The 12,498-nt window shown below is 49.8% G+C and carries 11 protein-coding genes; all 11 read right to left on the reverse strand.

What is annotated here, in order from left to right:
• Positions 1 to 3 precede the first annotated feature (3 nt).
• Entirely contained in the window at positions 4 to 831 is an 828-nt protein-coding gene (purR, locus tag B8987_RS04995) for a pur operon repressor (RefSeq protein ID WP_020374295.1), read from the reverse strand.
• 182 nt (positions 832 to 1,013) lie between these two features.
• Positions 1,014 to 1,787, reverse strand: a complete 774-nt coding sequence (gene mobA / locus B8987_RS05000) for a molybdenum cofactor guanylyltransferase (protein WP_020374294.1) — start codon at positions 1,785 to 1,787, stop codon at positions 1,014 to 1,016.
• Between the two features lie 163 nt (positions 1,788 to 1,950).
• Positions 1,951 to 2,967 (reverse strand): 4-(cytidine 5'-diphospho)-2-C-methyl-D-erythritol kinase, encoded by a 1,017-nt coding sequence (gene ispE / locus B8987_RS05005; protein WP_081503219.1) that lies wholly within the window; start codon positions 2,965 to 2,967, stop codon positions 1,951 to 1,953.
• Positions 2,948 to 5,584: a cyanophycin synthetase gene (gene cphA, locus B8987_RS05010; RefSeq protein WP_020374292.1), complete on the reverse strand. Its 2,637-nt coding sequence runs from the start codon at positions 5,582 to 5,584 to the stop codon at positions 2,948 to 2,950. Before cphA ends, ispE begins: the two co-directional genes overlap by 20 nt.
• Positions 5,574 to 6,404 carry a cyanophycinase gene (locus B8987_RS05015; protein WP_020374291.1) on the reverse strand — a complete coding sequence of 277 codons (831 nt, stop codon included), beginning with the start codon at positions 6,402 to 6,404 and terminating at the stop codon, positions 5,574 to 5,576. The genes cphA and B8987_RS05015 overlap by 11 nt, the downstream gene beginning before the upstream one ends.
• A gap of 126 nt (positions 6,405 to 6,530) precedes the next feature.
• Positions 6,531 to 6,794, reverse strand: a complete 264-nt coding sequence (locus B8987_RS05020) for a Veg family protein (RefSeq protein WP_020374290.1) — start codon at positions 6,792 to 6,794, stop codon at positions 6,531 to 6,533.
• Positions 6,795 to 7,255: 461 nt separating this feature from the next.
• On the reverse strand, positions 7,256 to 7,726 hold the full coding sequence (locus B8987_RS05025) for a ribonuclease H-like YkuK family protein (protein ID WP_020374289.1): 471 nt from the start codon (positions 7,724 to 7,726) through the stop codon (positions 7,256 to 7,258).
• Between the two features lie 11 nt (positions 7,727 to 7,737).
• Positions 7,738 to 8,613: a 16S rRNA (adenine(1518)-N(6)/adenine(1519)-N(6))-dimethyltransferase RsmA gene (rsmA, locus tag B8987_RS05030; RefSeq protein ID WP_020374288.1), complete on the reverse strand. Its 876-nt coding sequence runs from the start codon at positions 8,611 to 8,613 to the stop codon at positions 7,738 to 7,740.
• A gap of 9 nt (positions 8,614 to 8,622) precedes the next feature.
• The gene (locus B8987_RS05035; RefSeq protein ID WP_020374287.1) at positions 8,623 to 9,606 is read right to left on the reverse strand and encodes a 3D domain-containing protein; all 984 of its coding nucleotides are present in this window, start codon (positions 9,604 to 9,606) and stop codon (positions 8,623 to 8,625) included.
• A gap of 106 nt (positions 9,607 to 9,712) precedes the next feature.
• Positions 9,713 to 10,486: a TatD family hydrolase gene (locus B8987_RS05040; protein ID WP_020374286.1), complete on the reverse strand. Its 774-nt coding sequence runs from the start codon at positions 10,484 to 10,486 to the stop codon at positions 9,713 to 9,715.
• Positions 10,483 to 12,468, reverse strand: a complete 1,986-nt coding sequence (gene metG, locus B8987_RS05045) for a methionine--tRNA ligase (protein ID WP_020374285.1) — start codon at positions 12,466 to 12,468, stop codon at positions 10,483 to 10,485. Before metG ends, B8987_RS05040 begins: the two co-directional genes overlap by 4 nt.
• Between the last annotated feature and the right edge of the window lie 30 nt (positions 12,469 to 12,498).

The raw sequence follows: 12,498 nt of genomic DNA on the forward strand, positions 1-12,498 counted from the left end.
TCTTTAGTGCTCCTCTCTCATTTCGCATAGCGCATTGGCCCATTCACTCGGCACCACACGAGACGGGGCGTTTTCTTGCCACTCTAATAAACTCCAAAACTTGTCAACCAGTTTATTGGCTGGCTCGCGTGTCGCCACTAACACGCCGACGCCAACCACCGTGGCCCCAAATTCTCCTAAGAGATCCGATGCCGCCCGTGCCGTACCCCCGGCCTTCATAAAGTCATCAACAAACAATACCGAACTACCCGGCTTTAACGCGCGGCGGCTTAAAGACATCGATTGAATCCGCCGGGATGACCCGGATAAATAGTTTATCGATAAAGCCGACCCTTCCGACAGGCGGCTATCGCGCCGAATTAACACCACTTCAGTGCCTAATGCCCTAGCACAAGCCATGGCCAAAGGAATCCCTTTAGTTTCCACGGTGGCCACCGAATCGACATGGAGTTTGTTAAATGGCGCAGCCAACAATTCCCCTAACGGATCCACCATAGCGGGATCAAATAATAAATCGGTCATATAAAGAAAACCATCCGCCGTTAATCGCTCCGGTTCCATTAAACGCTCGGCCCATTGTTGCAAGGAATTTCTGGCCCGCGCCCGGTCCAAGTTGGGCAAATATATGACGCCCCCTTGCACGCCGACTTGGGTCATCACCCTTCCCCGCCCGGAACTTTCTAAGATACCCTTCACAAACATCAGATCTTCCGACAGAGTCGATTTTGCGACTTGCAATATTCCGCTCAATTCCGTTAAACTCAGCTGAATACGGGGATGATCAAGCAAATAGCTGGTCAGCACAATCAGTCGTTTGTACCGCTCACGCATGCGGCTTGGCGATTTAATGTCCGTGATGTTCCCTCCTTCCTTTCCTTTGTCCTTTTTTCTTGTGTTTCTTCTTTAAAACTTCTTGTCTTGCCCCAAGGTTTTTATGGTTGTACGCGTCTTATGCTTTCTTATGAGACGATTTTAAGAAAGCTACATCGTGATCTGTGATGATTCAAGATGATTCATGGTACGAGGAAGGAGGTCTGATCGGTTTGGCTCAGCCATTTGTCAGCCAGAACCCAGTCTTCGGGTTTATCAACATCAACCCCCACTTCCGGATAATCAAATATTAACGCCTTACCGTCCACGTCCAGCAATGTTTTCATTCGCCGTTCGGCATCCACAATGCGAAGATTTCCCATTAACCAACGCGCCAAGGTCATGAGGCCAATATCTGATGCCAGACGCATCGGCGACTTGCGGTGGCTGAGTAAATCGCGTACCGTCCGATGACTTTTGATTACGGCGTCTTTTTTGACCATTAACAGGTTCCCTCCCGTAAATGTGCCATCTTTTAACCGCACATAGGTACGGTGGGTATCGGGAAATTTCGCCTCCACCACAGATTTTTCAATCACGGGATAGACGACATCGTAGCGGGGATCAGCTTGATCCAAAAAAGCATTCACGATATAACCTGTCAATAAAGGGATATCCGCCGTGGCAATGAGTACAGTAGGTTCATCCACCGCATTTAACCCGCTTAGGACATTCTCCAGCATATCGTCATGGACATCGGCCCAGATCACATCGTGCAACCCTAAATGGGGTGGACCGACAACGATTATGGGATTCACACGGCCGGAATTGCGCAAGGCTTCCACCACATACTCGACCATGGGACGACCTTGCAATAAAATTTCCGCTTCCCACTCTTTATCTGAGATCGTGCGTAATTTACCGTCATTGTGCTGACCCGCCAGCACGATCGCTGGACGTTGGTTCAAGGGATCCATCAACCTTTCCTCATCCTGTTTTCCTTCATCTCGCGGCTCTTCCCATGGAAGATGCCGTCCCTTCGGGTTTATAGACACCACTTGGGAATTGTAGTCATCTTACCGCATAAAGAGAACTCTTCACCACCGCTTTGCGCCCTAAACAATTTTTCTCTGGTCTGTCCTAAATATTTTCGGGATTTTCGCAAGTCCCAGGCTCCCCAAACTCTGCCACTTCAATATGACTAAGCCTCGCAAGAGGCTGTTTTTGCAACCGGTGCTTTATAGCCGACGCTTCATCTCTATCGCGCAACAAGGTAAAATACGTCGATCCGCTCCCCGTCAAAAACCACGGTTTCGAGGTTAAAGAGGTTAAGGTCTCTTTTAGAGATTGTAAAGCCGAATTCACTGTCCATGCCGCAGGTTCTAAGGCGTTAAATAGGTTATCGGGTAATATTCCCTGGCGCAATGCCTCCACAATCTCCTCTAACGTATGTCCTGGGCGATGTGCCAAGTTCAGCGCGTCAAAAGCCTCATAGACGCGCCTGGTTGATAGCCCAAAGTTAGGGCTTACCAAGAGAACATACCAATCACGCAGAGGAGGTAAATGTTCCACTTCTTCTCCGTAACCGCTAGCTTTCGCGGTTCCCCCCTGAACGAGAAATGGCACGTCCATCCCTAATACGGCTGCGTCTTTGGCAGGTAGAGGTGCGGACATAAACTGTCCTGCCCAACGCAATATGCTGGCAGCGTCTGCACTGCCGCCACCAAGTCCTGCTCCCATAGGAATATACTTCCGTACACGAATGTGCACCGTAGGAACCGCTTTATCTAAACTTCGGACGAGTCTATAGGCCTTGGTCACTAAATTGTCGTGGACGGGTAGGGATACCGGATGCGCAGAAGGTAATCCTGGGCCCTTAAGCATATCGACATGATACGCACTCGCTCGCCGAATCTCGATCTGGTCAAAAAACTGGATCGTCTGCATCAAAGAACGGACAGGATGATAGCCTCGTGCATCACGAGGCTCCACCCATAATCCTAAATTAATTTTGGCATAGGCTTTTAGCCGCCATGTATCCGGTTGCGTTAAAATCCCTCCTGGGCTGTACTGCGAGTATCTTACACCAAAGCGCCAGGGAGCTAAAGATGTCTCAAACCGGCCATTTTTTGGGACGTTATGAAACGTCCTCGGTATCTTTCACGGGCTGAAGAACGCGGCACACCGCGTCCTTAACCGTTTGATAATTTTCAAGCAATACCACGACCAAACTATGGGGGGGTGCGGTCTTTACCGCGTGAATGACGGCCTCCCTTTCTTGGGGAACTGTCATGAGCTGTCCTGGCTTAAACCCGACTTGTTGAAGGGTACGGGTCATGAATTCGGTCATTTCTCCGGGCTTTCGGCCCCGAAGATCCGCATCTTCCCGAACCACAATGTCACCCGAAAACGCAGCAGCCGCCTTGATGGCCTGTTCCAAATCTTGATTGCGTCTATCACCCGGTAATCCCAGCACCGTACGCACATGCCCATAGCGCAGACGTTTCACAATTTGTCCCAGCGCTTCGAGAGCGGGAGCATTGTGCGCATAATCCAATAACACGTCCACTGCTTCGCCATGAATCAACTCTAAGCGCCCGGGATTGGCTCCTTGTTCCACCGCAAAATGACTTAAACTTTTGCCCACAAAAGCCGGATCCAGTCCCATCGCAATGGCCGCCGCAGCCGCCGCCATAGCATTTTTGACGTTAATTTCTGCCCGCCCATGCCAACTGGCTGGCAGCACCCGGTTTCCGATAATCCGGCGCATTCCATCTTGATCGCGGTAGACAAGATATCCATGACTCAGGACTACCGCCCCACGGCCTTCAGCCACTTGCTCAGTAATAAAGGTCTGATCTTTATTTGTCGAAAACCATATAATGCGGTTTGGGGTTCGCTGGGCCATTTTCACCACATAGGGATCATCGGCATTTAACACCACTGTGCCTCCGGGTCGAACGACATCCACCAGCAACGCTTTCAGATGGGTCAAATCCTCTAAGGTATCAATCCCATCTTGTCCCAAATGATCCGGTCCAATATTGGTGACCACGGCCACGTCGAGATCGGAAAATCCCAGGCCATAACGGGCCATGCCTCCCCGGGCCGTTTCTAAAATGGCTACCTCCACCGTCGGATCCCCTAAAACGACTTGGGCCGACCAGGGACCTGTTAAGTCCCCGGACTGCACCAGATGATTGCCGATCATAATTCCTCCCGTCGACGTCATTCCCACCACCCGACCCGTCTGCCGCCAAATATGCGCCAGCATGCGCGTCACCGTGGTTTTGCCATTGGTCCCCGTAATCGCGCACACCGGAATACGCCCGTTATGATGGGGAAATAAATGCTGAATAATGGCTTCACCCACTGGACGGCTTTGACCGTGGGAAGGATAGACATGCATACGAAGACCAGGGACCGCATTGACTTCAATCACCATCCCGCCACTGCTCCTAAGATCCTCGCTCAAATTGGGCGTGACGATATCGATCCCCGCAATATCTAACCCAACAATTTGTGCGGTTCTGACCATATCCCATGCTAAGGCCCCAGAAATGTCATCGGTCACATCCACCGCTTCGCCTCCACTAGAAAGATTGGCACTTTCCCTTAGCCAAACTTTCTGACCTGGATTTGGAATACTGTGAAGGGTCAAATGTTGGTGGATGAGTGCCATCATGGTTCCTTGATCCCGGACAATTGGGCTTAACGGCAACGTGTGATGAAGCCCGCGCAAGGGATTGTGGTTTTCTTGTTCTATCAATTGATCGATGCTGTGGATACCGTCTCCCGTTACTGAGGGTGGCCACCGCAAGCTGGCAGCAACCACTTTATTTCCGACCACCAAAATCCGGTAGGGCTTTCCTGGCGCCTGCTCTTCAATCATGATGGCTCCATCATCACTATGCTCGGCAGCCCATGCATAGGCCCGGGACAATTCATTCGCATCTTGGACATTGAGGCTGACGCCTTGACCTTGATGCCCACGTTGCGGTTTGACCACCACCGGATATCCCAGTTCCTGTGCCGCCGCTATGGCATCCTCATGGCTCTTCACACTACGGCCTCTCGGCACCATAATGCCGTGGCGTTGCAACAATTGCTTGGTTAACTCTTTATCCTGACAAACATCTACGGCAATAGCCGACGTCTCATCGCTCAAGGCAGCCATAATGCGTTTTTGATAAATTCCTTGGCCTAAGCGCACCATGTTCTCTTGCGTGAGTCGCCAAACCGGAATGTCCCGGGCCTTGGCCGCATTAATAATTGCCCGGGTCGACGGACCCAAATGATATTCTCGAATTTGATCAAGAAGGGTAGATAACGCATGTGACCATGCCAAGATCCTCTCCTGATCCCATAACGCCTTGACCCATTGGCTCGCCGCTTGCAAAGCTAGTCGTCCACCTTCTTCGGTTTCGCTTTCAAACACAATTCGCACACCATCTTGACCAGGAATTTCTCGCGTTTTGCCATAATGACCCTCTTCGCCGGCTAAATACAAAAATTCCAGAGCCACATGTTCCATCACATGCCCTAAATAAGTGCCTTGTTGAAGACGTGTCACAAACCCCCCGGGCACTCCCAACGAACACACATGATCGTGGAGGCCTGGTAGTAGAGTCAAAATCTGAGATACAAAATCTTGCCGTTCACACGTTGGAGTGGATCCATAAGAGCCCAGATGCACAATAGCTTCATAGGCACTATGCAAGGTATGGCGATTGGGTCCTGGATAAAATCGCTCAGATGTGATATCAATATTCACCGCTGTCCTCCTCCTCGACACGCATCGGCTGCCGAGTTTTCAAATGAAATCCGTAACCTTTCGACAATACATGCAGGGTCACATGGGTTATAGAGAGGGGTTGGCCTAAAGGAGTGCTGTGGACATTACTCTCGCCAATACTCCGTCCGTCAAGAATGCTCACGGTTTGAGATCCCCAGACTTCCAGCCACTCGCGGTCTTGATCCACAAAAATGGCTGTATCCTCATCAATGCCCACCCCTAACACCCCGGGATTTTGCGCTAATGCCGCCAAGAGTCGTCCAAGACGCCCGCGCTGGGTAAAATGTTGATCCACCACCGTATGTGGCCACAATCCCATCCCTGTCGCTAAACGGACAGAACTCTTCGTCGGAATATCGTCCTGCTCTCCCTCGACGATCATCGTTGTCGACATCATGGCGGCTCCCGCAGACGTTCCAGCAATGATGAGACCTTCACGAAAGGCCTGGTGCAGTGCCATGTCAAATACGGTTCCCCCTAAAAGACTGGTAATCCGTAATTGATCGCCCCCCGCAAAAAAGAGAGCCCCGAGCTCTGTCACGCGTTGGTACCAAAAAGGCGCGTTGGCCTCGGCACGTGAGTCAATAATGACCGGCTCGACACGAACCATTCCAATGTCCTCAAAAGCGTGTTGATATGTACGAAAGACCTGTTCTTCAAGTTGTGATGCCGTGGTTACCACCCCCACAACATCGCGACGGTGGGATTTTTGAATGAGCTTTACAAACTGCAAAAGGATTTCCGGCGTTCTGGTCTTATCTTCTTTTCCGCCAATAATAACAAGCGGGCCGATGTCCATTGCCTCCTGTTCCCAAGAACTCGTGTTGAGTATCGCATAAAGAAAAAGAACGCCCTAAGGCGTTCTCAGTGTGTTCGCATATTCATCGTTTTATACGAAAAAGGTCTCCCAGGGAGACCACCGTGACTAATTCGACAGAGATTCAGGAAGGATAAGCTCAACCGTTTCAGTTAGCACGTCGGTATAAGAATACGAGACGCGCCGTTCGCTTTTCTCGGAAAGGTGTTCTTCTTCAATTTTGACGACAAAAATATGGGGATACGTTTTTTCCAGAATACCTTCTTTTTCGTCAACCTTTTTCCGACCTTTATTGGCTTTCAGTCGAATTTTCTCTCCGACGTGGGATTCGAGTTCTTTTTTTATATCCTCGAGGATACTTTTAGCGGCCACACGCTCACTTCCTTCCTCAGCTGATGAAGGGCAACGTATAAAGGTTAGCATTTATTTCTATAGGTGTCAAGTTAAAGACATTTATTCTACCAAGTCCATGAAGATCTGGTCAATACTATTTTTTAAACGATCACGAAAATCAGTGGACAGCTGAACGCCTTTTGACGTCGCTCAATGAGCCAAAGAACATGGGTGATCGGAACACAGATTGTGATTGGCAAGACAAATTCAGTAGGTCATATGTGGTTATCAATCTTCGCGCCAAGAAAGGATTCAGGCGACATTCAAGAATGGGTCAGGCGCTTTTGACCCGAAGCACAATCGCAAGATGATGTCCATCGCCATCATTCAAGCCATCATTGAGGGTAAGACGTTGCAAGAGACAGTGGCTAACAGAGCCAGTTCATTTCCCGCCCCACTTTGGTAAAAATACCAGCTAGATGAGCGAAGGATTTGCCAGCTTATTTCGTATACTTGTCGGCGACTTTGGAGGCTCCAAAAGAAAACGGTTTAATCGCGGCATGGTATCCGCTTCCGGTAACCATCCCCACAATTTCTCGAATTAAATCTTTGGTCTCCCCTTGCTGCCCGACGTCAATGTGGATTTCCACATCCAAATCAGGATGCCCTGATTTCTGCAAAAGGTCGGTCAATTGGGCCGCCACATTTAAGCTTAATGACGTCTCATACATAATCTTTTGCCGCAAGCTTTTGATAGCTCGACGCTGGGATTTGCTAAAAAAGTATCGTCCCCCTTTTCCGAGACGATGAATGACCACAGCCGTGACAAAAATGGTTTCATGGCGCGTATGCGAATCCGATCCAATAATCAGTTTATAGCGTGCATTCGGGGCTTCAGAGATATATCCAAGAATCTCACCAAACATACTTTCGATCGTTAACCGCCCTTTGGAAGGACTTTCGAAAAGCATGCTCAATCACCTCACTTTTTCGCCGCTAGCCTGGCTAATTGAATCCATTCCGACCACGATAACGCCTCGGCTCGTTTTGCCGGATCAATGCCTCCTTCAGTCAAAATTCTTGCCCACTGTTGCGAATTCCATGACGAGCCTGGAGCCTTGGCTAATGACTGCCGGATCATCTTGCGCCTATGCAAAAACGCCGCGCGTACCACCCGTTGAAGAGACTCAAAGGGAATCGCCGGTGATGGGATTCGTGTTAATTGTATCACAAATGAATCAACTTCCGGTGGGGGATAGAATTGTTGCCGGGAGACTTCGCCTAAGCCCCGAATATCTGCGACATAACGCAACAACACGCTAAGCGCAGAGGTCTCTCTTTGTCCCGGTTCCGCTAACAAACGCACAGCGACCTCTTTTTGGACCATGAACACGGCTTGTTGCCAGGACGATGCATCTTCAAACAATTTAGCCAACAGGGGCGAGGTAATGTAATAGGGGAGATTCCCGCAAATGCTCCAGGAGCCTCCCCGTTCATCCGCTAACGATTGCCACGAAATGCTTAAGGCGTCCTGTTCTAGAACCGTTAGCGTCTTAGGATACACCGAACACAATGTCTGGGAAAGCCAATTTACCCACGTCGGATCCACTTCAATCGCAACGACCGTGAGCCCCCTTTCTAACAGGGCCCGTGTCAGTCCGCCAGGGCCAGGACCGATTTCCAAGACCCAGTCCGGCCGCGTCTTCAAGATGGCATCCGCAATTAGATCAAATGCTTCTGGCGCAATTAAAAAGTTTTGGCCTAACCGTTTTTCTGGCCGTACCATGACCGTTGCGAGCACCCGTTGTAGTCCCTGAACCGTTCTGGGATCAATAATATCTGTCGTGTGAACTGACACCTGCCTCAATTAATTACCAAGAATATACACTGTTAATGGTCGTACGCCCCACTCAATAGCCTGACTTTGATCATTAAAACACAAGTCAATCCGGTTTCCCACAATGGCGGAACCCGTATCTTCTGCCACGGCATAGCCATATCCAGGGATATAAAGATGAGTCCCCAAAGGAATCACCGCCGGATCTACGGCAACAATCCCATAATGCGCGGCGGTTCCCATCGCGGTTAACCCTGTAGACCAAGCCGGATTCGGCCAATATCCCGTACTGACCATATAGAGTTCCCCTGTAATGGGTAAAGCTTGCCCATTCACCGTTAACGGTTGAGCGGTTCCGTAAGCTATGACTTCTGGTGAGGGGGATTTCATAATTTTCTTGGCAACAACCTTGCCAGTAAGGGGAGAACCATCTTGGACGAGGTATTGAATGGTGGTCGATTCTACACCCTGCTGTCCATTTTGAAGGACTTGGTGCCGTCCTTTAATAAGATTCGGATCAGGACGATAGGTAACAGTAAAAGGCAAACTTGACGTAATCGTTTTCTTGACCAACCACTGGCGAATGACATCGACGGTGCTTCCTGGAGCAATGGAAGCCGTGAGCGGTGGTCTAACTTTGTCTAATGGACCGAGTTTGATGCCTAGTGCCGACAAAATACTGCCGACATGATAATCTGTGGTCCAATACTTGAAATGTCGATGAGCGGTGCGCACCCATACGGGTACAGCTTCCCGAATGGAAATCGCCGTATTCCCATTTTTCTCCACGACCTGCACTTTATCCCGGGAACTTAACGGAATATGTGCTTGAGCTAATATGTTCCGAACCTTCGTTTTAAACGTCCATAATTTGATCGATCGATTGCCTGTTGGGCTGAAAACATTGATACTTACTGGTCGATAATGTGTGCTAGCCAGCCCCGTGCCAATGGCTGTAGCGGCTAAGGCTCCAAATAACCATGGCCGTACCGCTTTTAGAGTCCATGTAGCCAAAAGCTGTCCTCCTTTATGATTCTGTTTTGCTCTTCGGCGAGAGTTCACTGATATGCATCAGTGCTCTTCCGCTACCATTCGCCTCCATATCTTCCAAAAACTGTAATTATCGTCCTAAAACGCGAAACACAGAGAATATATTCGACGCAGTCGCTTCAAATACCTGCTGTGTCGAAAAATTTTTTTGAGCCGCGACCACTTCAGCTACGCGAATGACCCGCAGCGGCTCATTCCGGCGCCCTCTCCACGGCACTGGAGATAAGTATGGCGAATCGGTTTCAATGAGCAGGCGGTCCATAGGAACCCACTTGACAATATCCCGTAGCCCATGGGCGCTCTTAAAAGAAATCGGTCCGGCAAAAGATAGATAGAACCCTAAATCGAGTAGCGCCCGGGCAAATTCTGGACTTCCGGTAAAACAATGCAAAATGCCTTGAATGCCTGGTATATCGCGCAAGACCCCAAGAGTGTCTTCCTCCGCTTCTCGGGAATGAACGACAATGGGTAAATTCAACGCCCGAGCGAGTTCCGCTTGCTCCCGAAATACTGCGATTTGAACGTCTTTAGGACTGTTCATGTAATGATAGTCGAGGCCAATTTCGCCTATACCGATGACAGGCTGTTCCCTCGCCCACGTTTTCAATTGTTCTTTGTCGGCATCCGTAAACGTTTTGGCATCATGCGGGTGCACACCAATTAGGGCCCAGGTCGCCTCGTGGACCTGGGCAAAACGGATCGCCTGCTCAGAGGACGGCATGTCATAACCGGGGATAATCATCCCCAAGTCTTGTTCACGCGCCCGCTGATAAACCTCCTCCCGATCGGGGTCAAACGCGGGATCCTGAAGATGACAATGTGAGTCAAATCCTCGCAGGTTCACTTGACCCGGGCCCCTTCAGGCAACTTCACTACAGGCGCAACAAGGCTTAGTTGCCCGTTGTCGGATCCTGCTAACAGCATTCCTTCACTCAAAATGCCCCGCAACTTCACCGGTTTCAAATTGGCCACCAATACCACTTGTTGTCCGATCAGCTGCTCGGGATTGTAATGTGCCCGAATCCCGGATACAATCGTTCGTTCCCGCAGCCCATCAAATACGGTCAATTTCAACAGACGATCGGCGTTAGGTACCACTTCGGCGTGCCGGATAGTCCCCACCCGCAAATCAATCTTTTGAAATTCTTCAATGGTTATTTCATTGACCTGTTCAGGAGCATTGTGAGAATCCTGAGCACTCACACCGGTGACACTTGGTGATGCCGACACGACACGTCCTGCCTCCTTATCTTCCTCTGGCTCACTATATAACTCTAAGCGCGGAAACAACGGATCTCCCCGGTTAATGCGTTCACCGCCTTGCAGCTGGCCAAAAATGGCTTCTTGGTAAGAAACCACGGGGTGCGTTAGACCCAGTTGCTGCCGAATCTTTTGCGGCGTTTCAATCAAAAACGGCGTTAATAAGACAGAAACGATGCGCAACGTCTCTGCCAAATTATACAGCACATTGTCAAGGTCTTCTTTCTGAGCCGGATCCTTGGCTAAATTCCACGGAGCCCGGTCTTCAATATATTTATTGGCGGCATGAATCAACCGGTAGATTTGGGTTAAGGCGTCGGAAATCAGAAGTTGTTGCATCGCCTTGTCCACTTCATCAAAAATCTCCGCAGCCAATTTCGCTAAGCTGCGATCGATCTCCTTGGGCGATGGATGGGGCTCAGGAATTTGCCCTTGGGCGAAACGGTTAATCATCGCGGTCGTCCGGCTTAGCAAGTTCCCTAAATCATTCGCCAAATCCACGTTAATCCGGAGTCTTAAGGCATCTTCGGTATAACTTCCATCCGCGCCAAAGGGCACTTCCCGCAAAAGATAATAGCGCACGGCATCGACCCCGTACTTCTTGGTTAAGGCAATAGGATCTACTGCATTACCGCGGGACTTAGACATTTTGGTATCACCAATCAACAACCACCCATGCCCAAAGACCCGTTCGGGTAAGGGCAAATTTAGTGCCATCAGAATGATAGGCCAAATAATGGTATGAAACCGCACAATTTCTTTGCCAACCAGTTGAACATTGGGGGGCCATGTCCTAGCAAACTTGTCGGGATCCTCTAGATAGCCAGCAGCCGTCAAATAATTGACTAGGGCATCAAACCAGACATAAATCACGTGTTCCGGATCATGAGGCACGGGAATGCCCCAACTCATCCCCGTCCGAGAAATCGACAGATCTTCGAGCCCGCTTTCGAGGAAACTCAGCATCTCATTGCGGCGGCTAGTCGGCTGAATAAAATCGGGATGGGACAGAATATATTCAATCATCCGGTCCTGGTAGCGACTCATTTTAAAGAAATAACTATCTTGTTGAACCCGCTCTACCGGCCGTCCACAATCGGGACACTTTCCATCGACCAATTTCGATTCGGTCCAAAACGTTTCGTCGGGAAGACAATACCATCCTTCATAGGTCCCCTTATAGATGTCGCCTTGGGCTAGCAGTTGCTCAAACACATTTTGGACCACCTGGGCATGATCGGGATCGGTAGTGCGAATAAAGCGGTCATAGGAAATGCCTAAGGTTTTCCACAAGGGATCACGGATAAAACTGACGATGCCATCGACGAATTCTTTAGGTGTTTTTCCCGCTTCTTGAGCCTTTTGCGCAATCTTTTGCCCGTGTTCATCGGTTCCGGTCACAAACCAAACCGGCTCTCCCTTTAACCGGTGAAAGCGAGCCAATGCATCGGCTGCCACCGTCGTGTAAGCGTGACCGATATGCAAATTATCACTGGGATAATAAATGGGCGTTGTTAAATACCAGACCTTCTGCCCGGTCGATCCCTGCTTCTCGCCTGATGTCATGCTGCACACCTTCCTCATCTGTATTTCACG

The organism is Sulfobacillus thermosulfidooxidans DSM 9293, from assembly GCF_900176145.1.
Classification (GTDB): Bacteria; Bacillota; Sulfobacillia; order Sulfobacillales; family Sulfobacillaceae; genus Sulfobacillus; species Sulfobacillus thermosulfidooxidans.